General features: G+C 45.7%; 22 protein-coding genes. 9 read left to right on the forward strand and 13 right to left on the reverse strand.

Features of this window, described 5'->3' with window-relative positions:
- Positions 1 to 107: 107 nt before the first annotated feature.
- The 8 genes from sucD to sdhC all read right to left on the reverse strand — a co-directional run bounded on the left by sucD (position 108) and on the right by sdhC (position 9,694).
- A complete protein-coding gene (sucD, locus tag D5I41_RS18125) occupies positions 108 to 980 on the reverse strand; it encodes a succinate--CoA ligase subunit alpha (protein ID WP_119011006.1) in 873 nt (290 codons plus the stop codon).
- Positions 980 to 2,146 carry an ADP-forming succinate--CoA ligase subunit beta gene (sucC, locus tag D5I41_RS18130; RefSeq protein WP_119011007.1) on the reverse strand — a complete coding sequence of 389 codons (1,167 nt, stop codon included), beginning with the start codon at positions 2,144 to 2,146 and terminating at the stop codon, positions 980 to 982. The genes sucD and sucC overlap by 1 nt, the downstream gene beginning before the upstream one ends.
- Positions 2,147 to 2,299: 153 nt before the next feature.
- Positions 2,300 to 3,520, reverse strand: a complete 1,221-nt coding sequence (odhB, locus tag D5I41_RS18135; RefSeq protein ID WP_119011008.1) for a 2-oxoglutarate dehydrogenase complex dihydrolipoyllysine-residue succinyltransferase — start codon at positions 3,518 to 3,520, stop codon at positions 2,300 to 2,302.
- 13 nt (positions 3,521 to 3,533) lie between these two features.
- Positions 3,534 to 6,359: a 2-oxoglutarate dehydrogenase E1 component gene (gene sucA / locus D5I41_RS18140; protein ID WP_119011009.1), complete on the reverse strand. Its 2,826-nt coding sequence runs from the start codon at positions 6,357 to 6,359 to the stop codon at positions 3,534 to 3,536.
- Between the two features lie 124 nt (positions 6,360 to 6,483).
- Positions 6,484 to 7,194: a succinate dehydrogenase iron-sulfur subunit gene (locus D5I41_RS18145; protein ID WP_119011010.1), complete on the reverse strand. Its 711-nt coding sequence runs from the start codon at positions 7,192 to 7,194 to the stop codon at positions 6,484 to 6,486.
- An 11-nt stretch (positions 7,195 to 7,205) separates the two neighbouring features.
- Positions 7,206 to 8,972, reverse strand: a complete 1,767-nt coding sequence (gene sdhA / locus D5I41_RS18150) for a succinate dehydrogenase flavoprotein subunit (RefSeq protein WP_102448956.1) — start codon at positions 8,970 to 8,972, stop codon at positions 7,206 to 7,208.
- Positions 8,973 to 9,320, reverse strand: a complete 348-nt coding sequence (gene sdhD / locus D5I41_RS18155) for a succinate dehydrogenase, hydrophobic membrane anchor protein (RefSeq protein WP_017026746.1) — start codon at positions 9,318 to 9,320, stop codon at positions 8,973 to 8,975.
- Complete coding sequence (gene sdhC / locus D5I41_RS18160; protein WP_119011011.1) at positions 9,314 to 9,694, reverse strand: succinate dehydrogenase cytochrome b556 subunit; 381 nt, start codon at positions 9,692 to 9,694, stop codon at positions 9,314 to 9,316. The genes sdhD and sdhC overlap by 7 nt, the downstream gene beginning before the upstream one ends.
- 404 nt (positions 9,695 to 10,098) lie before the next feature.
- On the opposite strand from sdhC, the gene D5I41_RS18165 reads away from it, so the two are divergent.
- Positions 10,099 to 11,388 carry a citrate synthase gene (locus D5I41_RS18165; RefSeq protein WP_017026748.1) on the forward strand — a complete coding sequence of 430 codons (1,290 nt, stop codon included), beginning with the start codon at positions 10,099 to 10,101 and terminating at the stop codon, positions 11,386 to 11,388.
- A 391-nt stretch (positions 11,389 to 11,779) separates the two neighbouring features.
- Positions 11,780 to 12,778 carry a LacI family DNA-binding transcriptional regulator gene (locus D5I41_RS18170; RefSeq protein ID WP_119011012.1) on the forward strand — a complete coding sequence of 333 codons (999 nt, stop codon included), beginning with the start codon at positions 11,780 to 11,782 and terminating at the stop codon, positions 12,776 to 12,778.
- 210 nt (positions 12,779 to 12,988) lie between these two features.
- Here the strand turns inward: D5I41_RS18170 and D5I41_RS18175 are convergent, their stop codons facing one another.
- Positions 12,989 to 13,747, reverse strand: coding sequence for a Nif3-like dinuclear metal center hexameric protein (locus D5I41_RS18175; protein WP_119011013.1), 759 nt, complete (start codon positions 13,745 to 13,747; stop codon positions 12,989 to 12,991).
- A 90-nt stretch (positions 13,748 to 13,837) separates the two neighbouring features.
- Between D5I41_RS18175 and D5I41_RS18180 the strand changes: the two genes are divergently transcribed.
- Positions 13,838 to 14,614 carry a DUF1853 family protein gene (locus tag D5I41_RS18180; RefSeq protein WP_119011014.1) on the forward strand — a complete coding sequence of 259 codons (777 nt, stop codon included), beginning with the start codon at positions 13,838 to 13,840 and terminating at the stop codon, positions 14,612 to 14,614.
- Positions 14,615 to 15,035: 421 nt separating this feature from the next.
- Here the strand turns inward: D5I41_RS18180 and pgm are convergent, their stop codons facing one another.
- Together pgm and seqA are read right to left on the reverse strand one after the other, a co-directional pair.
- Positions 15,036 to 16,682: a phosphoglucomutase (alpha-D-glucose-1,6-bisphosphate-dependent) gene (gene pgm, locus D5I41_RS18185; RefSeq protein WP_102366777.1), complete on the reverse strand. Its 1,647-nt coding sequence runs from the start codon at positions 16,680 to 16,682 to the stop codon at positions 15,036 to 15,038.
- Positions 16,683 to 16,767: 85 nt separating this feature from the next.
- Positions 16,768 to 17,328 (reverse strand): replication initiation negative regulator SeqA, encoded by a 561-nt coding sequence (gene seqA / locus D5I41_RS18190; protein WP_119011015.1) that lies wholly within the window; start codon positions 17,326 to 17,328, stop codon positions 16,768 to 16,770.
- 92 nt (positions 17,329 to 17,420) lie between these two features.
- Here seqA and D5I41_RS18195 point away from each other — a divergent pair, with 92 nt between their 5' ends.
- The 5 genes from D5I41_RS18195 to D5I41_RS18215 all read left to right on the forward strand — a co-directional run bounded on the left by D5I41_RS18195 (position 17,421) and on the right by D5I41_RS18215 (position 20,353).
- Entirely contained in the window at positions 17,421 to 18,191 is a 771-nt protein-coding gene (locus D5I41_RS18195) for an alpha/beta fold hydrolase (RefSeq protein WP_119011016.1), read from the forward strand.
- A gap of 70 nt (positions 18,192 to 18,261) precedes the next feature.
- Complete coding sequence (locus D5I41_RS18200) at positions 18,262 to 18,480, forward strand: DUF2788 domain-containing protein (RefSeq protein ID WP_017026761.1); 219 nt, start codon at positions 18,262 to 18,264, stop codon at positions 18,478 to 18,480.
- Between the two features lie 55 nt (positions 18,481 to 18,535).
- Positions 18,536 to 19,063, forward strand: coding sequence for a flavodoxin FldA (fldA, locus tag D5I41_RS18205; protein ID WP_017032610.1), 528 nt, complete (start codon positions 18,536 to 18,538; stop codon positions 19,061 to 19,063).
- 223 nt (positions 19,064 to 19,286) lie between these two features.
- Entirely contained in the window at positions 19,287 to 19,733 is a 447-nt protein-coding gene (gene fur / locus D5I41_RS18210) for a ferric iron uptake transcriptional regulator (RefSeq protein WP_119011017.1), read from the forward strand.
- A 17-nt stretch (positions 19,734 to 19,750) separates the two neighbouring features.
- Entirely contained in the window at positions 19,751 to 20,353 is a 603-nt protein-coding gene (locus D5I41_RS18215; protein ID WP_119011018.1) for a prepilin-type N-terminal cleavage/methylation domain-containing protein, read from the forward strand.
- Positions 20,354 to 20,431: 78 nt separating this feature from the next.
- Here the strand turns inward: D5I41_RS18215 and glnS are convergent, their stop codons facing one another.
- Positions 20,432 to 22,096 carry a glutamine--tRNA ligase gene (glnS, locus tag D5I41_RS18220; protein ID WP_119011019.1) on the reverse strand — a complete coding sequence of 555 codons (1,665 nt, stop codon included), beginning with the start codon at positions 22,094 to 22,096 and terminating at the stop codon, positions 20,432 to 20,434.
- A 147-nt stretch (positions 22,097 to 22,243) separates the two neighbouring features.
- A complete protein-coding gene (nagE, locus tag D5I41_RS18225) occupies positions 22,244 to 23,737 on the reverse strand; it encodes an N-acetylglucosamine-specific PTS transporter subunit IIBC (protein ID WP_119011020.1) in 1,494 nt (497 codons plus the stop codon).
- Between the two features lie 267 nt (positions 23,738 to 24,004).
- Here nagE and nagB point away from each other — a divergent pair, with 267 nt between their 5' ends.
- Positions 24,005 to 24,805: a glucosamine-6-phosphate deaminase gene (nagB, locus tag D5I41_RS18230; protein ID WP_119011021.1), complete on the forward strand. Its 801-nt coding sequence runs from the start codon at positions 24,005 to 24,007 to the stop codon at positions 24,803 to 24,805.
- Positions 24,806 to 24,809 lie beyond the last annotated feature (4 nt).

The raw sequence follows: 24,809 nt of genomic DNA on the forward strand, positions 1-24,809 counted from the left end.
CGATCAGAGTTTTCAATGCGAAAAACAAGTGACACTTGCTAATCACCAACAAAAAAACCTCTGATAAATCAGAGGTTTTTACGTATTAGTATCAAAGAAAAGCTAGACTACCAACCGGTGATCTCACGTAATCCTTTGCCGATGTCTGCAAGGCTTTTCACTGTCTTAACTCCAGCCGCTTCTAGCGCTTGGAATTTGTCTTCAGCTGTACCTTTACCACCAGAGATGATTGCACCAGCGTGACCCATGCGTTTGCCTGGAGGCGCTGTAACACCTGCGATGTAAGACACTACAGGCTTAGAGACGTTGTCTTTAATGAATGCAGCCGCTTCTTCTTCCGCTGTACCACCGATCTCACCAATCATCACGATAGCTTCAGTTTCAGGGTCTTGTTCAAACAGCTTCAAGATATCGATGAAGTTTGAACCAGGGATTGGGTCACCACCGATACCAACACACGTTGATTGGCCAAAGCCTTCGTCTGTGGTTTGCTTAACCGCTTCATAAGTCAGCGTACCTGAACGCGATACGATACCTACTTTACCCTTCTTATGAATGTGTCCTGGCATGATGCCAATCTTACATTCATCAGGAGTGATAACACCCGGGCAGTTAGGACCGATCATGACCACGCCGGCTTCATCTAAACGCACTTTTACATCAAGCAAGTCGAGAGTAGGAATGCCTTCAGTAATAGTAACGATAAGCTTAATCCCAGCGTCAATCGCTTCTAGGATTGCGTCTTTACAAAATGGCGCTGGTACATAAATAACTGACGCCGTTGCACCCGTTGTTTCTACCGCTTCACGTACCGTGTTAAATACAGGCAAGCCAAGGTGTGTTTGACCACCTTTGCCCGGAGATACACCACCGACCATTTGCGTACCGTAATCGATCGCTTGCTCAGAGTGGAATGTACCTTGTCCGCCGGTGAAACCTTGGCAGATCACTTTAGTCTCTTTATTAATTAGTACAGACATTATTTGCCCTCCGCTGCAGCTACTACTTTTTCAGCTGCTTCAGTTAGAGAGTTTGCAGCAATAATGTTTAGACCACTTTCAGCCAGTTTCTGAGAACCTAATGGTGCGTTGTTACCTTCAAGTCGAACAACTACTGGTACCTTAACGCCTACTTCTTCAACTGCGCCAATGATGCCGTCTGCAATAAGGTCACAACGTACGATACCGCCAAAGATGTTGACTAGAACCGCTTTAACATTGCTATCAGATAGGATGATCTTAAACGCTTCAGTTACACGTTCTTTAGTCGCGCCGCCGCCTACGTCTAGGAAGTTAGCAGGTTGGCCACCGTGCAGGTTCACGATGTCCATAGTACCCATCGCAAGACCAGCGCCGTTAACCATACAACCAATGCTACCATCTAGAGCAACATAGTTAAGCTCCCACTGTGCAGCATGAGCCTCGCGCTCATCTTCTTGAGAAGGATCGTGCATTTCACGTAGCTTAGGCTGACGGTACATCGCATTTGAGTCGATATTGATCTTACCATCTAGGCAAAGCAGATTACCTTCACCCGTAATGACCAGTGGGTTGATCTCTAGTAATGCTAAATCGTATTGAGCAAACATGTCACCAAGACCCATGAAGATCTTAACGAACTGCTTAATTTGATCGCCAGTTAGACCCAACTTAAATGCTAACTCACGGCCTTGATATGCCTGAGGGCCAACCAATGGGTCGATGGCTGCTTTATGGATCAGCTCTGGTGTTTCTTCAGCGATCTTCTCGATGTCTACGCCACCCTCTGTTGAGGCCATAAACACGATACGACGTGAAGCACGGTCAACAACTGCACCTAGGTACAATTCGTTGGCAATGTTCGAAGCCTCTTCAACCAGAATCTTAGTTACAGGTTGGCCGTTAGCGTCTGTTTGATAAGTCACTAGGTTTTTGCCTAGCCACTTTTGGGCAAACTCTTTCACGCCATCTTTAGTGTCGTGTAGTTCCACGCCACCCGCTTTACCACGGCCACCAGCGTGAACCTGACATTTTACGACTTTCTTAGCGGTGCTAATACGTCCAGCCGCTTCAAACGCTTCTTGTGGCGTGTCGCAAGCAAAGCCTTCTGGTACTGGCAGTCCAAACTCAGCGAATAGCTGTTTAGCTTGATATTCATGCAAATTCATTAGTATCTTCCATTCTTATTTCTATTCCAAAGCACGCTTTGCATAGAATTATTTCCTATGGTTAAAGATTGCTCTTTAACAGGTGTAGGTGTACATCTTGAGCTTTGACCCGAGGGTCTAATAAGGGTGCCAAACGACACCCCTAATTTCTAATTAAACATCCAATAGAAGGCGAGCTGGGTCTTCTAGTAGTTCCTTGATGGTTACCAAGAAGCCTACTGATTCACGGCCATCAATCAAACGGTGATCGTAAGACAGAGCCAGATACATCATTGGTAGGATTTCAACCTTGCCATCGACAGCCATTGGTCGGTCTTGGATTTTATGCATACCCAAGATAGCGGCTTGTGGTGGGTTGATGATAGGTGTCGACATCAGAGAGCCGAATACGCCACCGTTAGTGATTGTGAAGTTACCGCCAATCAACTCATCGACGGTTAGCTTGCCGTCACGACCTTTTATTGCCAGCTCTTTAATGCCCTTTTCAATCTCGGCAAAGCTGAGTGTGTCACAGTCTTTTAGCACTGGAGTCACTAGGCCACGCGGTGTAGATACCGCCATGCTGATATCGAAGTAGTTATGATAAACAATATCGTCACCATCGATAGACGCATTCACTTCTGGGTAGCGTTTCAGTGCTTCTGTCACAGCCTTCACATAGAAAGACATGAACCCTAGGCGAGTGTCATGACGCTTCTCAAACGAGTCTTTGTACTGCGCACGAAGATCCATAATTGGCTTCATGTTCACTTCGTTGAACGTCGTCAGCATTGCGGTGCTGTTCTTCGCTTCTAGTAGACGGTTTGCAACTGTCTTACGCAAGCGAGTCATAGGCACACGTTTTTGCGTGCGAGCGGCGGCTGGTAGCTCAGGCTCTGCAGCTGGAGTCGCTACAGGTGCAGCTTTGGCAGCTTTAGCCGCGTTAGCTAGGTGCGCATCGACGTCTTCACGAGTAATACGGCCACCAACACCTGTGCCTTTCACATCTGATGGGCTAAGGTTGTGTTCAGCTAGAAGACGACGTACAGCTGGGCTCAATGCCTCATTGCTCTCTTCTGTCAAAGACGCCTTGTGACGCTTGTCAGGAGAGGCCTCTGTATCTTCAGTGCTGTCTTTGGTTGGCTCGCCAGCAACAGCGCCTAGCTTGATCTTTGCAAGAAGTTGCTTTGAAAGAACCGTTGCACCTTCTTCTTCGAAAATCTCTTCAAGAACGCCTGCTTCAGGAGCGGGTACTTCAAGGACAACTTTATCAGTCTCGATATCAACCAATACGTCATCACGCTCTACTCTTTCACCTGGCTTTTTGTGCCAAGTTGCAACGGTAGCATCTGCAACTGATTCAGGTAAATCAGGAACCAGAATTTCAATTGTCATTTGTTGGGCTTCCTTATTCTTCTAGTTCTTTGTCAATGGTAAGAGCGTCATTGATTAACGCCTTCTGTTGTTTCAAGTGCACTGACATATAACCAACCGCAGGCGATGCAGAGGCTGGGCGGCCTGCGTAGCTCAAGGTGGTGTTAAATGGCGTTGCCGCTCTAAAGTTGTGCTGGCTTGAGTACCAAGCGCCTTGGTTTTGTGGCTCTTCTTGACACCAAACGAAGTCTTTCGCTTCAGGGTAAACCGAGATCACTTCACGAAGGTCCGCTAGCGGGAATGGATATAGCTGTTCAATACGAACAATCGCTACATCATCAAGCTCACGCTTACGTCTCTCTTCTAATAAGTCGAAGTAGACCTTACCCGAACAGAATACAACGCGGCGTACCTTAGCGTTATCGAGCTCATCGACCTCAGGAATCACCGATTGGAAGGTACCTTCCGCTAGGTCTTCTAGAGACGACACACACTGCGGGTGGCGCAATAGCGACTTAGGTGACATCACAATAAGAGGACGGCGCATTGGGCGCACTACCTGACGACGCAGCATGTGATACACCTGCGCAGGGGTAGATGGCACAACAACCTGCATGTTCTGTTCAGCACACAACTGTAGGTAGCGTTCTAGGCGAGCCGATGAGTGCTCAGGGCCTTGTCCTTCATAACCATGAGGTAGCAATAGTGTGATACCACATAGACGATTCCACTTTTGCTCACCAGAAGAGATGAACTGGTCAATCACTACCTGAGCGCCGTTGGCAAAATCACCAAACTGAGCTTCCCAAATAGTCAGGCCACCTGGCTCTGCCGTGGTATAGCCATACTCGAATGCCAATACCGCTTCTTCAGACAATACTGAATCGAAAACTTGGAACGGGCCTTGCTTATCATGGATATTCGCAAGTGGAACGAAGGTGCTGGCATCTTCTTGGTTATGCAATACCGCATGACGGTGGAAGAAGGTTCCACGGCCTGAGTCTTGACCTGAGATACGGATGCGTTTTCCGTCATCCACTAAGGTGGCATAAGCGAGTGTTTCTGCCATGCCCCAGTCGATGGCTTTCTCGCCCTCGACCATTGACTTGCGGTCGTTATAAAGCTTATTTACGCGGCTTTGCAGCTTGTGGCTATCTGGGTAATCACAGAGCTTGTTGCCCAGTTCTTTAAGACGAGTCAGCTCATATTGGCTGTCCCACTCCATATCCCATTCATGGCCTAGGTAAGGAGACCAATCCACTGAGTGCAATGCCATTGGACGCCACTCTTTCACCACCACTTCACCGTGGTCGAGGGCATCTCGGTATTCATTCACCAGTTGAGTCGCAGTATCGATACCAATCTCTTCGCGCTCCATCATGACATCAGCGTACAGCTTACGTGGCGTTGGGTGCTTCTTGATTTTTTGGTACATCAACGGCTGTGTTGCATTCGGCTCATCGGCTTCGTTGTGACCATGACGACGGTAACAAACTAGGTCGATGACCACATCACGCTTAAAGGTGTTGCGGTAATCAAGAGCGATACGCGTTACAAACGCGACGGCTTCAGGATCATCAGCATTCACGTGGAAGATAGGGGCCTGTACCATCTTAGCGATATCAGTACAGTACATGGTTGAGCGCGTATCACGAGGGTTAGAGGTGGTAAAACCAATTTGGTTGTTCACAACGATTCTAACCGTACCGCCCACTTGGAAACCACGCGCTTGAGACATGTTAAACGTCTCTTGCACCACACCTTGACCTGCGATTGCAGAGTCACCGTGGATAGTAATTGGTAATACCTTTGAACCATTCTTGTCACCAAGACGGTCCTGACGAGCACGTACTGAACCAATAACTACTGGATTAACGATCTCTAGGTGAGAGGGGTTAAATGCCAATGCTAAGTGAACATTGCCGCCTGGAGTGGCAAAGTCCGCTGAGAAGCCTTGATGATACTTAACATCGCCGGTACCCCAGGTTTCATCGTGCTTACCCGCAAACTCATCAAACAGGTCCTGAGGTTTTTTACCCAGAACGTTGACTAGCATGTTCAAACGACCACGGTGAGCCATGCCCACAACGACTTCACGCATACCGCTGCGACCAGCATGACGAATCAGCTCTTTGGTCATCGGAATAAGTGCGTCACCGCCTTCTAGAGAGAAGCGTTTTGCGCCTGGGAATTTAGCGCCAAGGTAGCGCTCTAACCCTTCGGCTGCGGTAAGTTCGTCAAGATAGGTGATCTTCTCATCGAGAGAAAATTCTGGCTGAGATTGAACCGATTCAAGGCGTTGCTGAACCCAACGTTTCTGTTCTGTGTTGGTCATGTGCATGTATTCTGCACCGACGGAGCCACAGTACGTTTTGTTGAGCGCTTTATAGAGGTCTTTTAACTGCATGGTTTCTTGCGCTACCGCAAAAGAACCGACGTTAAAACTTTCGTTGAGGTCGTCTTCGGTCAGACTGTGGAACGCAGGGTCTAGTTCAGGCTGAACTGGGCGTTCCCATAATCCTAGTGGATCCAGATTGGCCGCTTGGTGGCCTCTAAATCGATAGGCGTTAATAAGTTGAAGTACCCTTACTTGTTTTGCATCGACATCAGGATCACTTACTTGGACATTATAATGCTTAGTCTCTTGTGCAAGTCTGCGAAAGTAGTCACGAACACGCGTATGAGATTGCTCCCCTTGCTCTGATGCCTGCACCGGCAGTTCATCAAAAACGCGTTTCCATTCCTCACTCACCAGATCTGGGTCACTTAGATAAAGTTCGTAGAGTTCTTCTACGTACGTTGCATTGGCGCCTGCCAAGTGTGAAGACTCGAGCCATGCCTTCATCACACCGTTATGCATATATTCCCTTAACCTGTAGATTAATACTTATTGTTTCGGTCTTTGCCGAACTTCTGCCCAAACCTAAATGTTTGGCTACGACGGGCTAAACAGTAAACTCTGAAAAGCCCGTAATTTCAATAATCTATACCGAACGATTGACCAACATTGTCTTAATATGCCCAATCGCTTTGGTAGGGTTCAACCCCTTAGGACATACACTGACACAGTTCATGATGCCATGACAACGGAAAACACTAAATGCGTCGTCTAGATCGCTCAGTCGTTCATCAGTTGCCGTATCTCGGCTATCAATTAACCAGCGATAAGCCGCTAAAAGACCTGCAGGACCAATGAACTTATCCGGATTCCACCAGAATGATGGGCATGATGTGGTACAACATGCACACATGATGCACTCATACAAACCATCGAGATGAGCACGCTCTTCTGGTGACTGTTTATGTTCACGCGATGGTGGCAATTCGCCGTCTGAAATTAAGAACGGCTTCACCTTGGCGTAGTTGTCATAGAACTGAGTCATATCAACAATCAAGTCACGCACAACAGGCAAGCCTGGTAGCGGACGAATCGTCAAATTATCGCCTTTTAAGGCTGACAGTGGCGTGATACACGCCAAACCGTTCTTACCATTCATGTTGAGGCCATCACTGCCACACACACCCTCACGGCATGAGCGACGGAATGAAAGCGATGGGTCTTGTTCTTTCAACAAGATCAACGCATCCAATACCATCATGTCCGACCCTTCTTCCACGTCAAGCGTGTACTGTTTCATGTAGGGCTTGCTGTCTACGTCTGGGTTATAGCGATAGACAGAAAAATTCAGGTTCATATCTCGCTCCCTTAATAGGTTCTAGCTTTCGGTGGAAACGCTTCGCGATGCACAGGTTCCATGTTCACGTCACGCTTAGACATGCTCTCCGTTTCCGGGTTGTAGATTGAGTGACACAGCCACTGCGAATCATCACGGTCTGGATAGTCAAAGCGAGCGTGTGCGCCACGGCTCTCTGTACGGTAGTTCGCAGCAACAGCCGTTGCTACAGCGGTTTCCATCAAGTTGTCTAGCTCTAGACACTCAATACGTTGTGTATTGAATTCTGTTGATTTGTCGCTAAGGTGCGCATCTTGTAGACGCTCACGGATAACACGTAGCTCTTCAAGACCTGTTGCCATCGCTTCACCTTCACGGAATACCGAGAAGCTGTTTTGCATGCAGCTTTGCATGTCTTTACGAATCTGAGCTGGGTCTTCGCCGCTAGTACTGTTTTCCCAGCGCATGGTACGAGCTAGAGAAGCCTCAATATCCGACTCTGAAACCGGACGAGCTTCTGATTGAGCGGCCAACGTATCGCCAAGGTGCAGACCAGTCGCTCGGCCAAATACCACCAAATCAAGTAGCGAGTTGCCACCTAGACGGTTAGCGCCGTGTACTGATACTGATGCAATTTCACCACAAGCAAACAAGCCTTGTACTTCAACATCTGAACCGTTTTCGTCTAGCTTGATCGCTTGACCAGAAACCTGTGTTGGTACACCACCCATCATGTAGTGACAGGTTGGGATAACCGGAATCGGTTCTTTCACTGGGTCAACGTGAGCAAAGGTACGTGATAGTTCACAGATACCTGGCAGACGTGACTCGAGTACGTCTTTACCCAAATGATCCATCTTCAGCTTAATGTGTGGACCCCAAGGACCATCACAGCCACGACCTTCACGGATTTCGATCATCATTGAACGAGCCACAACGTCACGACCGGCCAAGTCTTTCGCATTTGGTGCATAACGCTCCATGAAGCGTTCGCCGTCTTTATTGAGCAGGTAACCACCCTCACCACGACAACCTTCGGTCACAAGCACACCTGCACCGGCGATACCAGTTGGGTGGAATTGCCACATCTCCATGTCTTGCATAGGGACGCCAGCACGAAGTGCCATACCAACACCATCACCTGTGTTGATGTGCGCATTAGTAGTTGAAGAGTAGATACGACCTGCGCCACCGGTCGCTAAGATAGTGGCCTTCGACTTGAAGTAACACATCTCGCCGGTTTCCATACAGATTGCCGTACAACCCATGACGACGCCGTCTTGGTTTTTCACCAAATCAAGGGCGTACCACTCACTGAAAATAGTGGTTTTGTATTTGATGTTCTGTTGGTACAGGGTGTGCAATAGTGCGTGACCTGTACGGTCAGCTGCCGCCGCAGTACGTGCAGCTTGCTCGCCACCGAACTGTTTTGACTGGCCGCCAAACGGACGCTGATAAATAGAGCCGTCTTCGAAGCGAGAAAATGGTAGGCCCATTTTTTCTAGCTCGATTACGGATTCTGGACCGTTCTTACACATGTATTCAATCGCGTCTTGGTCACCAATGTAGTCCGACCCTTTAACGGTGTCGTACATGTGCCATTGCCAATTGTCTTCATGTGAGTTACCCAGAGCAACGGTGATACCACCCTGCGCTGATACGGTGTGAGAACGAGTAGGAAATACTTTTGATAACAATGCGCAAGTCAAACCTTGCTCAGAGATTTGCAGTGCTGCACGCATGCCTGCACCACCAGCACCAATGACTACTGCATCAAATTCGCGAACTGGAATCGTCATTTATGCCCCCCAAAGAATAAATAGGCCAGAGAAGAAATAACCTAGTAGCACTGCAATGAGAACCAGTTGCAGACTACCGCGCAATAGCGCCGGTTTAATGTAGTCGGTCAGAACCTGCCATAAACCAATCCATGCATGAATCAGAATGCAGAACAACGCGATCATGGTGAAGATCTTGGTGAACAGTCCACCAAAGAAGTTGCTCCACTCCATATAACCTATGTCACCTGAGATCAGGAAAAATCCACATAAGTAGATGGTGTAGAGAGTCAGGATGATTGCAGTTGCACGAACCAGCAGGAAATCATGGACGCCATTGCGCCCAAATGAAGATACGTTGTTTACCATACGATTATCCCCGCAACGAGTGCCAGAACGCCGGTAATGATGAAGGAGATTTGTGCGCTTTTAGCACCGCTCTCTAGTTCTTCAAAATACCCTAAGTCTTGGCAAAGGTGTCTAATACCGCCCACGATATGGTAGAAAAGCGCAGTTAGTATTCCCCACAAAATGAATTTAACGAAGAAGCCATCAACGTAACTGGCAGCCTCCATAAACCCTTTAGGTGACGACAGAGAAATGGAAAGTAACCAAAGTAAGATTCCGACAGCGACAAAGGTGATAACACCAGATATCCTGTGCAGGATCGAAGCAATGGCAGTGATCGGGAAGTGAATCGTCTGGAGATCCAGATTGACAGGTCTTGTTTTTTTCTTGTCCACGGCGTGCTCACTCAGCTCCTTTGAGCAGTTTTACAAATTGTAAACATTTGGGCTTCTTTAGCAGAAATTTAACAAAAACTTACATAACTACGGGTCGCCCCTGAATGTTTTGTCACTTTGTTAGTCTATAAAATAGAACACTCTCCCTTAGCAAAGCCGATATCATAGGGAGATGAAACAAAGATATAGCTTAGATTTCAGCGCCACTATACGACCGTTAACAATCCAATACAATTGCATTAACAAATAATGTTACATAGACCCAATTTTTACTAAATCTACGTATAGAAACCTAAACAAGTGCACACAAAAAGGTATATAAATTGACTTCTCGCCCGAAGATCAGTACAAATTTGGTGCACCATTGAATCAAGATGGAAAATAAAATAACAAAGGAGAATGTTATGGCAGATAAGCAAGCGACTCTGACTATTGAGGGTCAAGCGCCTATCGAATTGCCGATTATGAAGGGAACCGATGGCCCAGACGTGATCGATGTTCGTACATTGGGAAGCAAGGGTTACTTTACCTTTGACCCTGGTTTTCTTGCCACTGCATCTTGTGAATCTCAAATCACTTACATTGATGGTAACGCGGGCATTCTATTGCACCGTGGTTTTCCAATCGATGAATTAGCAAACAACGCGGATTATTTGGAAGTTTGCTACATTTTGCTGTACGGAGAAGCCCCAACTCGTGAAAAATACGAGGATTTCAAGAAGATTGTAACGCGCCATACTATGGTGCATGAGCAAATCGCAAGCTTCTTTCACGGCTTCCGTCGCGACGCCCACCCAATGGCGGTAATGTGTGGGGTAGTCGGTGCACTAGCGGCCTTCTACCACGATTCACTAGACATTAATAATGATAAACACCGCGAGATTGCGGCATTCCGACTTCTGTCGAAAATGCCAACACTAGCGGCAATGTGCTACAAGTACAGCATAGGTCAACCATTTATTTACCCAAGAAACGACCTAAGCTATGCAGAAAACTTCCTTCATATGATGTTCGCAAATCCTTGTGAAGAATATGAAGTAAACCCTGTCGTTGCTCGTGCTATGGATAAGATCTTTACCCTGCACGCTGACCACGAACAGAATGCTTCTACGTCGACCGTTCGACTAGCCGGCTCTTCTGGTGCTAACCCATTTGCGTGTATCGCAGCGGGTATTGCATCTCTATGGGGACCTGCTCACGGCGGTGCAAACGAAGCCTGCCTACATATGCTTGAGGAGATCGGCAGTGTAGATAAGATTGAAGAATATGTAGCACGCGCGAAAGACAAAGATGACCCATTCCGTTTAATGGGCTTCGGTCACCGCGTTTACAAAAACTACGATCCACGCGCAACAGTAATGCGTGAAGCGTGCCACGATGTATTGAAAGAGCTGAACATTAAAGATCCTCTGCTAGATGTAGCTATGGAACTTGAGCGTATCGCTCTATCAGACGAGTACTTTGTAGAGAAGAAACTGTACCCTAACGTAGATTTCTACTCAGGTATCATTCTTAAAGCGATTGGTATCCCAGTATCTATGTTTACGGTTATCTTCGCTATCTCTCGTACCGTTGGTTGGATTGCACACTGGAGCGAAATGCACAGTGACCCTCACAACCGCATTGGCCGCCCACGTCAGCTATACACTGGTGAAACGCAGCGCGAGTTTAAGCCCCTTCACGAACGTGAATAACCACGCTTAAGCGACAACGATCAAAAGCCGTATTTCGATACGGCTTTTTTCGTTATTGGGCTATCAATAACCTCTACAATCGAAAGTTCACGGCCCTACTCTCAGCGCCAGAAACAAAAAAATCGCCCCATAGAGGCGACGTTAAATAGCATTATCACCATACATCTGCCTGAATACCCACAATGAAATCATCTTCTAATTCAGTGGAGCCATCTGGCTGTATGTGCTTATACCTAACCCAAGCAATTATTTGGCTGAATTAAGCACAAGGTGTGTTTATAATTGGGCTATCCGAGCACTTCAACTCAACGATGAATGTTCGTTCTTTCTCGAAATAGTTAGATTTACAAACTTATCACTGTTTCGAGAAGTAAATTAACAGGTAATAAAATTGGCAACGATAAAAGAAGTTTCAGCGCTAGCAAAAGTCTCAACAGCAACCGTTTCACGAGTTCTCAACGGGCACGCTTATGTTAAGGAGGCTAACAAGCAGAGAGTCTATGAAGCGATGAAGGCTTTGAATTTTCAACCAAACGCGTCTGCTCAAGCCTTGGCATCCAATAAAACCAATAGTATTGGCATGCTAGTAGGCTCCTTCGATAGTCCCTTTTACGGTCCTTTAATGCATCACGTTGAACAGCAAGTGCGTGAGAAAAACATGCATCTGATCGTAACCAGTGGCCAAGAGTCTCTTCAAAAAGAACAAGACTCCATCGAATTTCTTCTTGCTAAACAAGTCGACGGATTGGTTGTTCATTCAGATAAGCTCTCCGATGACACTCTGATTAGCTTGCTGTTACGCCATCCCAATACGATGATCGTTAACCGTCTTGTTCCAGAGATTGCCGAGAGTTGTATCTACATTAACAATGAGCAAGGTGGCATGGTTGCCACTCAGTTTTTGATAGACAATGGTCACACTGAAATAGCCTGTATCAGCGGCCAAATGAGCAAGGTTGATAGTAGAGATCGCTTGCAAGGGTACAGAAACGCGCTGGGTGCTTCCGAGCTTCCTTACAATCCAATGTATGTGATAGAAGGAAGATTTGATCATCAGGGAAACCACGATACAGTAAGACGATTGCTTGATCGAGCGCCGCAAATCACCGCCGTCTTCTGTCAGAACGATAATATAGCGTTGGCCGTTTACGATGTATGTGCGGAGCGAGGCATTACTATTGGCAAAGAGTTATCTGTCATCGGCTTTGATAACAATAGCCATAGTCAGCACGTGAGACCAAGACTGACGACGATTGATTATCCTGTTCATCGAATTGGTGAGGTGGCAGCGAAAGCCTTGCTAGCACGAATCGAGAACCGAAAATATTTACTGTCTAATAACCTTATACCAGAGTTGGTAGAGCGAGATTCTGTCTGTAAGCTCAAGTAATACCAATCACAGTAAGTAAGTGGTCAGAAATAGCGTAGGAAAAACGCTGGATAACAAGGCAGAACTTTTTGATAAGTAGTGATTCTACAATCAAAAATTCTAACGCCGTTATCGAGTGTTTTAACAAGCTAGGATGATCAGTTATTTACTACGATTGGTATAAGGGTAGCCCGCTCGTTATTACTAATGCTCTGGGGATACCCATTACCATTAAACTGGATTATTAATATCAACAAAGGTTACATCTAGCCCGTGCTCTGCCGCTAGCCATTCACCCAGCGCTTTAATGCCATAGCGCTCTGTCGCGTGGTGACCCGCTGAGAAGTAATGAATATCTTGCTCACGAGCCACGAATGTGGTGCGCTCTGAGATCTCACCTGAGATGAAGGCATCCAAGTCGTAGTCTGCAGCCAATTGAATGTAATCCTGACCACCGCCCGTGCACCAGCCAACGGTTTCAATCTTTTTATCCGCGTTTTCAGGTGCGATATGCAGTGGCTCTCTATCTAGAGCTTGGGCGATGCGCTTGGCAAATTCCGCGCCGCTCACCGCTCGTTTCAAGCGGCCGTGCATGGCGACAGATTGAGCATGCCCCTCTAACCCGCCTTCAACATCAATCTCTAGTAGCTGAGCCAGACGTGCGTTGTTACCCAGTTCCGGATGGATATCCAATGGCAAGTGATATCCATAAAGATTAATATCGTTCTTGATCAATGAGCGAATACGGCGACCTTTCATACCGACTATCGGCTCAGGCTCACCCTTCCAGAAATAACCATGATGAACAAGGATAGCATCGGCACCTAACTCGATAGCCTTATCGATAAGCGATTGAGAAGCAGTCACTCCGGTAACAACTTTATTGATGGTTTTGCTTCCTTCAACCTGAAGTCCATTCGGCGCGTAATCTTTAATCAGTTCAGGGGAAAGCGTGTAATTGAGAATGCGTTGCAGTTGTAAATTGTCCATTTTGCTTCCAAATAATTGAAAATACGTCTGATATGTAGCAAGTTAAACAAACAAATGTCTGCTCGTCTACCTGCTAGGGTCTGTTAACCAATGCCAAATACCTATGTTGATGTCTCTACTTTATCTCAATTCGCTGATTGGATAGCGACAACACCGCCGCTGCTGCATGGTGATGAGATTATTGTAGAAGAGCTTCCTTTTAAAACCCTCTGCGCCGAACAAATGCAAACCTATACGGGCAACCCTCGACTCGGGTTTATCTATCAGCACCTGTGTGAGCAACTGTTCATACAACACCCTTCCCTATCCATCACCACCACTGAACTGCAGCTCAGTGATAATGGAAGAACCATTGGCGAGCTGGATTTTATTCTGCACAACCACCAGCACGATAGAACCGAGCATTGGGAAGTAGCCATTAAGTTTTACCTGTTACATGGGGATAAATGGTACGGCCCTAATGCCATTGACCGACTCGATAAAAAGCTTAAACATATGCTGGAAAGACAACTTCAGCACACACAATCAGACATCTTTATCCGTCAATATCCACAATGGAAAGACCTATCACAACACCTGTTAATGCAAGGACGTTTGTACATTAACCCTTTTGAGAATCACACTGTCCCCACTCACTGTGAAGGGAAAAGGATAAACACCTCGCAGATCGTCGGCTATTGGTGTCATCAGAATCAGGCTCATCGAATAGCTGAAAAACTGTATCGCTTAGATAAGCCGCTTTGGGCTACTGGTAGAACCGAAAACTCTCCATTATTGGATAGTATTCAAGGCAAAGTTTTGCACTGCCAAAGCGAATCAGGTCGCTTCTGGTTTATTGTTCCTAATGATTGGCCCAATAATATTTAATCAAATGTAGAAACAGTGATTTCACATTCAAAACAGTCAATAACGAGTGCAAATAAATCTTTTTAATACAACAAGTTAAATATTGTATATCCACTTACTCATAAAGGTGCGCCGCATAAGCGCATGGGCTCATATTGAATCCTAACCTACATAGGCATACAGTCTCGCTGACTTAAAACACTTGATATATATGCGATTCATCTAGGAGTTCCCATGACCGAATTGATTGAAGCCATATCTGTTTTTATGCTGATGCTCTGTGCACCAATCTTGCTTGTCACTTTATTTCAGAGAAAGCAAAAAAATAAACAGATATAATACCAATCGTTTTGACACCATAAAAAATCCCCACTGTGCGCAAACACAATGGGGATTTATTTATTCAGGCTTAAGCTATAAAACGTAAGTTCTAAGGCTTAAATTACAGGCCTGCAGCCTTGAATACTTGGTTCACAATCTCTTGTGCTTCCGTTTCAATTAGCTTCAGGTGCTCAGCACCCTTAAAGCTTTCACAGTAAATCTTGTAGATTTCTTCTGTGCCTGATGGACGCGCTGCGAACCAGCCGTTGGCTGTCGTCACTTTAAGTCCACCAATTGCCGCACCGTTACCTGGCGCGTGAGTCAAACGAGCAGTGATTGCATCACCTGCTAGTGTATCCGCAGACACCATTTCAGCAGATAGCTTCTTAAGCACATCTTTTTGTGGGCCATTGGCAACCGCTTGAATACGGTTATAGCTAGACTCACCGTGCTTAGCCGCTAGTTCGTTATAGTATTGCTGAGGGTTCTTGCCAGTTACTGCAGTAATTTCTGCTGCAAGAAGACATAGGATGATGCCATCTTTGTCCGTAGCCCAAGGTGTGCCATCTTTACGCAAGAATGAAGCGCCCGCGCTCTCTTCTCCACCAAAGCCAAACTTACCTTCGTATAGACCATCTACAAACCATTTGAAGCCAACTGGCACTTCACATAGCTCGCGACCAAGGTCAGCAACAACGCGGTCGATGATTGCACTTGATACTAGAGTTTTACCAACAGCAACCTCAGCGCCCCAACCTTCACGGTGACGATATAGGTAATCGATACATACCGCTAGGAAGTGGTTAGGGTTCATTAGACCTGCTGGAGTCACAATGCCGTGACGGTCATAATCTGGGTCGTTACCAAATGCCAGTTCATAGTCGTCTTTCAGTGCTAGTAGACCTGCCATTGCATAAGGAGAAGAACAGTCCATACGAACCACGCCGTCTTTGTCCAAAGACATAAACTGGAAGCTAGGGTCTACTGCTTCGCTTACTAGAGTGAGGTCTAGGTTGTAAGCCTTCTGGATTTGACGCCAGTAATCGATGCCTGAGCCACCTAGTGGATCAACACCAATCTTAAGATTTGCTTTTTGGATTGCTTCCATGTCAACAACGTTCACTAGATCAGCAACGTAAGGAGCAACCAAATCTTTCTCAACGAATAACTCGCTAGCTTTTGCTGCGGCAATGCCTACACGTTTCACATCAGCTAAACCTGCTGCGATGATCTCGTTTGCGCGATCTTCGATAGCTTGAGTTAGCTCGCCCTCAGCAGGACCACCGTGAACTGGGTTGTACTTGATGCCGCCATCTTGTGGTGGGTTATGCGACGGAGTAATTACAATGCCGTCTGCTTTTGCATCATTAACCAAGTTGTAAGTAAGAATTGCATGAGAGATACCCGGAGTTGGCGTGTAGCCTTCGTCTTCTTGACAGATAACTTGAACACCGTTTGCCACTAATACGTCGACAACCGTTGCAAATGCTGGCTCTGAAAGTGCGTGAGTATCTTTACCCACAAATAGAGGACCAGTCACACCGTTGCTTGCGCGAACTTCAGCGACCGCTTGAGCGATAGCGAGAATGTGGTTTTCGTTGAACGTAGTTTTGTCAGCACTACCGCGGTGTCCAGAGGTACCAAATGCTACCTTCTGATCCGCGTTGCCTGCTTCAGGTTGAAGTAGGTAATAGTTAGCTACCAACTGAGGGATGTTGTGTAAATCTTCTTGCTGAGCCTTTTGCCCAGCGCGAGGATGCATAGCCATTGTGTTATTCCTTTTTTATAGTTCTTCAAATATTAAAATGCCCGCAAAAAGGGGGGAAGTTCTTTGCAGGCATAATTCCTTGGGATTAAATTGAGCGAGTCACTCGCTCTATTAACTCGGCGGGGAATGACATTCTCACCATCAACTGCTCAACCATCTGACGTTTACGGCTGGTATTGTTATTGGTGATCACCCAGAAAGGTGACCCAGGAATGGCTCTTGGTTTGGTCGTGGTGCCACTTGCCAAGAGCACTGCTTCGTTATCTGCGAAGTAAACGCGTTTGCGACCCTTAACCTGAGTCGCTTCGGCGAATCCATCTTTATCAATTCGATGAAGTGCAGATAAAACAAACATAAATCTATCAATCGCTTTATCTAAAGCGGCAAATTCATCAGAGATAAGTTCACTGCGAATCTGCTTGATAGGGTCAATCGATTGCGACGGTTTACCTACGATGATAGGTGTGGCCGCGCCTGTAGGCTCAATATCTGTTTCTGGCTTTGCCTCAACAGATTCTGCTTCTAGCTTGGCTATACCATCCACATCTAGTAAACGTCGTAGAATATCGGATGCACTCTCTCCAATGCGTTGGGTACGGCTCGCGATAAATCTATACAGTTCTTCGTCAACTTCGATGGTTTTCATTCGCTTTTCACAATCTTATTAGTTTAAACTGCGCCAGATTATACCCAGTTATTGAGTAAGTCTCTACGGAAAGCAAAAGGGAATTGGAGAAAATGTCGAGCCAGTTACACTATAAGATCCAAGGTCATGGTAAACCTATACTTTTGATCCACGGTTTGTTTGGAAGTTTGGATAATTTAGGCCTCCTCGCCCGCGATCTCAGCCAAGATCACCAAGTGATTAGCGTGGATCTGCGCAATCATGGGCGATCCTTCCACAGTGATGAGCATACTTATGCCGCACAGGCCGAAGATATTCGTCAGTTAATCGATGAACTAGCGCTAGATGAGTTAACCGTGGTCGGCCATTCGATGGGCGGTAAGGTGGCAATGAAGTATGCCTCTATTAGCCCAATGAACATCAAAAGATTGATTGTATTGGACATGGCACCTGTCGCCTACAACGTGGATCGACACAGCAATGTCTTTGCTGGGATTCAAGAAGTCGCCAAACAGAAGCCAAAACTACGCTCTGAAGCTATGAGCCTTATGGCCAAGCACATCGAGATGGAAGGTGTAAGGCAATTTTTGAGCAAGTCGCTCTATAAAAATGGCGATACCTTAGATTGGCGCTTCAACCATCAAGCCCTTAAGTCACAATATTCTGAGATCATGACCTGGTCTACCCTAGCAGAAAACCCTTTGCCTACCCTCTTTATTAAGGGCGCAGATTCGGATTACATTCAAGGTGAACATCAGCCTGAAATTATGGCCCAGTTCCCGAACGCCAAAGCGCATGTGATTGCGAATACAGGACACTGGCTGCATGCCGAGAAACCGGACATGGTGTTGCGAGTTATTCGCAAGTTTATTGCACAAAATTAAGGGTCAAGGGTAAACAGATATAAGCTGACTGTGATATAGTTCCGCGATTGATAAAGCATAAAGGGATGCCATGCTCTACGATTACATAAATCAGATTGAATCCATTGGACTTGATTTGTTGTTTGCCTCCGTATTTTTACTCATCGGTCTCGCAATCAAAGACGTTCTAAAGCAGGGTAATGTCCCTCCATTTGGCCGTCGTATCGTATGGCTTGTGTTGTTTTTAGGTTGTGCTGGTTTCATTATCAAGGGGCTTATTCAGCTCTCTTGGGAAGGTTCAGGTATATAACCTACAACTCACTTTATAAACGCATCCGATTACATCTAATATAGGTACTGATTCTATGGCAAGTGTAGGTCTCTTCTTCGGCAGTGATACTGGTAATACAGAAGCTGTTGCAAAGATGATTCAAAAGCAACTAGGTAAAAAACTGGTTCACGTTCAAGATATTGCAAAGAGCAGCAAAGAAGATATTGATAACTTCGATCTGCTTCTAATCGGCATTCCAACATGGTACTACGGTGAAGCTCAATGTGACTGGGACGATTTCTTCCCTGAACTAGAGGGTATCGACTTTAGCACTAAGCTCGTCGCTATCTTTGGTTGTGGTGACCAAGAAGATTATGCTGAATACTTCTGTGACGCTATGGGTACCGTCCGCGATATCGTAGAAGGCAAAGGTGGCACCATCATGGGTCACTGGCCAACAGAAGGTTACGAGTTTGAAGCATCAAAAGCACTTGTTGATGACGACAATTTCATCGGCCTATGCATCGACGAAGATCGTCAGCCAGAATTGACTGACGAGCGCGTAACTAAGTGGGTTAACCAAATCCACGCTGAGATGTGTCTTGCTGAACTAGAAGACTAAGCTTGCACAGATTTTGAAATTTTGAAAAAGGGGCTTAGTGCCCCTTTTTTGTACCTGTTATTTCACGAGTTACAAATTTGTAAATATTTATCACATACTATTCGTGACATCCTTCCGTTTTATGACCAAAAGAAATAACCATCATAAGTACATGGTTTATTGTTCTGGTTCCTTCCCATATAATGAACGTTAGAGTAAGGCTCAGATTTTTATAGGAACATGCATGCCAGATAATAATAAAGCCCTAAAGGAAGCAGGGTTGAAGGTCACTTTACCACGCTTAAAAATTTTAGAGCTACTTCAACAGCCAGGTTGTCAGCACATAAGTGCGGAAGAGCTGTACAAGAAATTAATAGATATCGGTGAAGAGATTGGTCTTGCTACCGTTTACCGAGTTCTCAACCAATTTGATGACGCAGGCATTGTTACTCGTCACCACTTTGAGGGTGGTAAATCAGTGTTTGAACTGTCTACCCAGCACCACCATGACCATCTTGTTTGTCTAGATTGTGGCTCAGTCATTGAGTTTAGCGACGAAGTTATTGAAGAGCGTCAGCGCGAGATTGCAAAACGTTACAATATCAATCTGACTAACCACAGTCTCTACCTATACGGCCGCTGTGCCAATGGTGACTGTAAGGCGGGTCCTAAGGCGCACACGCCTAAGTAGTAGAGTCAAAAAACAAAATGTCTATCAGTAAAAACGGATTTACGCTGATTGAGTTAATTGTTGTTATCGTGATAATCGCGGTGCTAGCTGTTGTGGCTGCCCCGCGATTTTTAGATCTTAACTCAGACGCACGAGAATCGATGCTTAAAGGTGCGGCGGCTGAACTCCAACAGTCTATTAATTTTGCGCATCAAAGATGGGCTCTAGAAGGCAGAGGCACGGAATCGTACGCAAATATGCCAGGGTACGCTGAAGGAACAGATTCAGCTGAAGGCAGTAACACCATAGATAGCCACCTCGATATGAATGACGTTGGATACCCGCTTGGAGTTGATAAAAATGACCCAATGGGAGCGCCCTTTAATATTGGTAAAGGTGATAAAGCCTGTTATTTATTATGGGATAGGCTTCTCGATTCATCACTAACTGCGACCGATAATGTAAATCAAGCTGAAAATTATGATTTTTATGCCATTCGACAAACAGGTAAAGAAGGTCATTATTCTAAGTGTGTTTTCATCTATACCAAAGACGGATATACGTCTAACCCAAACAACGCGAAACACGTGATCTGGTATGACTCTCGAACCGGTGATGTCTCTTACGTTCTAAACGATTGACTAGAGTTAGCCTCATAAAGCAGACATAAAAAATGCCAGCATCTAGCTGGCATTTTTGTTTCTAGCACAAAGCATTAATTAGCTATTGTTTGCCCAAGTATCACGTAGACCGACTGTGCGGTTAAACACTAGGTTTTCTGCAGTGCTGTCTTTGCTGTCTACACAGAAGTAACCTGTGCGCTCGAACTGATAACCCGCTTCTGCTTCAGCACCCACTAGGCTAGGTTCAACAAAGCCTTGTTTCACATCTAATGACTCAGCATTAATCGTTGCTTTAAAGTCTTCTGCCGCTGCTGGGTTTGGTACCGTAAACAAGCGATCGTATAGACGAATCTCTGCAGGAACACCTTTGTCAGCGGATACCCAATGGATAACGCCCTTCACTTTACGACCGTCCGCTGGGTTCTTACCTAGCGTCTCATCATCATAAGTACAGAAGATAGTGGTGATGTTGCCTTGCTCATCTTTATCGATGCGCTCAGCCTTAATCACGTAAGAACCACGCAGACGCACTTCTTTGCCTAAAACTAGGCGTTTGTACTTCTTGTTCGCTTCTTCACGGAAGTCATCAGCCTCGATCCACACTTCACGAGTGAAGGGTACTTCACGACTGCCCATTTCAGGTTTGTTCGGGTGATTCGCAACGTTTAGTGTCTCTACCTGACCTTCTGGGTAGTTTTCGATCACGATCTTAACGGGCTCAAGAACCGCCATTGCACGAGGTGCATTCTCGTTTAGGTCATCACGAATACAAGACTCTAGTGAACCAAACTCAATCATGTTCTCTTGCTTGGTGACACCAATACGCTTACAGAATTCACGAATAGACGCAGGAGTAAAACCACGGCGACGCAAACCAGAGATGGTTGGCATACGCGGGTCATCCCAGCCATTTACCAAATTTTCAGTCACTAGTTGGCTCAGCTTACGCTTAGACATAACCGTGTATTCAAGGTTTAGGCGGCTAAACTCATACTGATGAGGCTGAGTCTCAATGGTAATGTTTTCCAGCACCCAGTCGTACAAGCGACGGTTGTCTTGGAATTCAAGGGTACACAAAGAGTGAGTAATTCCCTCTAGGGCATCCGAGATACAGTGAGTGAAGTCGTACATTGGATAAATGCACCACTTGTCAGCGGTTTGATGGTGATGGGCAAAACGCACACGATATAGAACCGGATCGCGCATCACCATGAATGATGAGCTCATATCGATCTTAGCACGCAGACATGCTTCGCCTTCTTTGAAGCCACCATCACGCATTTTTTCAAATAGCGCTAAGTTTTCTTCAATGGTGCGGTTGCGATATGGGCTTTCTTTACCCGGCGCTTTCAACGTGCCACGGTATTCACGAATCTCGTCAGCCGTTAGCTCTTCAACATAAGCTAGGCCCTTGTTGATCAACTCAACAGCATACGCATACAACTGATCAAAATAGTTTGACGAGTAACAGATATCGCCAGACCAGTTGAAACCAAGCCATTGAACGTCATTCTTAATTGATTCAACGTATTCAATGTCTTCTTTTTCTGGGTTGGTGTCATCAAAGCGCAGGTTACACTGGCCCTGATAGTCTTGAGCAATACCAAAGTTTAGACAGATCGACTTAGCGTGTCCGATATGCAGATAACCGTTTGGCTCTGGCGGGAAACGAGTATGCACGCTGTTATGTTTGCCATCCGCGATATCTTTATCGATGATTTGGCGGATAAAATTCGATGGTCGAGCCTCAGCTTCACTCATCTACAACACCTCATGGTTCAATTTTGAAATTCTTCTACGCCCTACATTGTATTCGTCTAAAGAACTAAATCTAGATGTTTGTGTTATGAAAGGTAAAAAAAATGCCTCCCGAGGGAGGCATTGGCACAATAATCTAGGAGTTATTGATTAAGATGGAAGCTGTACAGTTGTTAGGTCAGCATCTGCAGGGATTTGTTTCATCTCACCTGCTACGATTTCTGCTAGTGGACCTAGGATAACTTGAACGTTATTTGAACCTAGTTTAACCACACCCATTGCACCTAAGTCTTTTAGTTGCTTCTCGTTGATTACGCTTGTGTCGTTTAGAGTTAGGCGTAGACGAGTGATACATGCATCAATTGAAGAGATGTTGCTGTGTCCACCTAGTGCTTTCAGGTACTGCTTAGCAAGCTCAGAAGAGTTTGAAGAACCCGCAGTTGTTGAAGCGCCATCTTCGTCATCTTCACGACCAGGAGTCTTAAGACCGAACTTAATGATTACTGTACGGAACACTGCGTAGTAGATTCCGAAGAATACTAGACCTTGAACGATTAGCATGTACCAGTTAACAGCTAGTGGGTTACGGCTAGATAGAACCATATCCACAAGACCTGCTGAGAAGCCGAAGCCTGCAATCCATTCCATTGATGCTGCGATGTATACAGAGATACCCGTCAAAACAGCGTGCAGAACATACAGTGCTGGCGCTAGGAACATGAATGAGAACTCTAGTGGCTCAGTCACACCTGTGAAGAAAGAAGCGAAACCTGCAGCAATCATGATAGACGCTACTTTTTCTTTGTTCTTAGATTTTGAAGTGTGGTAGATAGCCAGTGCTGCACCTGGTAGACCGAACATCATGATTGGGAAGAAGCCCGCTTGGTACATACCAGTAATACCTACTGTTGCAGTACCTTCAGCGATAGACTTAGCGCCACCTAGGAAGTTAGGGATATCGTTAATACCGGCAACGTCGAACCAGAATACTGAGTTCAATGCGTGGTGAAGACCAACAGGAATCAATAGACGGTTGAAGAATGCGTAGATACCAGCACCTACAGAACCCATACCTTGGATAGACTCACCGAAGTGTACTAGGCCATCGTAGATTGCAGGCCATACGTACATAAGTACGAATGCCATTACGATACCAGCAAAAGAAGTCAAGATAGGAACAAGACGCTTACCAGAGAAGAACGCTAGTGCTTTATGAAGCTCAACGGTCGAGAAGCGGTTGTAGATTTCAGCAGAGATAATACCGACTAGGATACCTACGAATTGGTTTTGAATCTTACCAAATGCCGCTGGAACTGCGTCGCCGCTAATACCCTGAATCTGTGCTACTGCACCAGGAGATAGAAGAGTAGTAACAACGTACATCATTACAAGGCCAGCCAGTGCCGCTGCACCATCTTTATCTTTAGACATACCGTAGGCAACACCCACAGCGAATAGCCAAGACATGTTGTCGATGATTGCTGCGCCCGCCTTAATAAGGAAGCCAGCTAGTGCACTGTTGCCACCCCAACCGGTTGGGTCAATCCAATAACCGATACCCATTAGTATCGCTGCTGCTGGTAGCGTAGCAACCGGCACCATTAGCGCCTTACCTACCTTCTGAAAATATCCAAGAATGTTCACGTTATCTCTCCCTCTGAGGAATCTGAAAATAAGTTAAAAACTTTTTTTAGTTAATTAATTTAGTCCTCTTCATCTTAATGGCTTAAATTTGCGTCGCAAATTAAAACCCTATAAAACGTGAGCCATGTCATAGCAATCCGTGTGAACAGCCTATTTTTGTTAGGTAGATCATAAAACTTATTTCACTCTTAAAAATAACGATCATTTTGAGTATACTAAGGACAATTAAATAAATCTTAAATCTTAAATCTTGGCGAGGTATCCACCGTGAGGCTCATCCCATTACAAACAAGCGCAGACGTCGGTCGTTGGTCTGCTCGACATATTGTTAATACTATAAATAAGTTCAACCCGACAACTGACAGACCTTTTGTGCTTGGCTTACCTACCGGTGGTACACCACTAAATACCTATAAGTATTTAATTGAAATGTACAATGCAGGAGAAGTGAGCTTTAAGAATGTAGTGACCTTCAATATGGATGAATACGTTGGCCTGCCTAGCGATCACCCTGAATCATACCGCACCTTTATGTACGAATACTTCTTCAACCATGTCGACATTCAACAGCAAAACATAAACTTGTTGGATGGCAACACTGAAGACCACGATGCCGTGTGCAGAGCTTATGAAGCTAAGATTAAATCTTATGGCCGAATTAACCTGTTCATGGGTGGTGTGGGTCATGACGGTCATATCGCATTTAACGAGCCAGCATCGTCTCTTTCATCACGTACCCGCATTAAAACGCTGACCGAAAAAACCCGTATTGCTAATTCTCGCTTCTTTGACGGTGACATTAGCCAAGTGCCTAAGTATGCACTGACTATCGGTGTTGCGACGCTTCTCGATGCAGAAGAAGTGATGGTGTTGATTACTGGTCACAATAAAGCTCAAGCACTGCAAGCAGCAGTAGAAGGTTCGGTCAATCACTTATGGACAGTAAGCGCAATGCAGATGCATTCAAAAGCCGTTATTGTCGCGGACTCTCCGGCTTCTCAAGAATTGAAAGTCAAAACCCTAAAATACTTCCGCGAGTTAGAAGCGGAAAACATCAAAGATCTTTAATTAG

Origin of the sequence: Vibrio superstes, assembly GCF_003569005.1 — a bacterium.
Classification (GTDB): domain Bacteria; phylum Pseudomonadota; class Gammaproteobacteria; order Enterobacterales; family Vibrionaceae; genus Vibrio; species Vibrio superstes.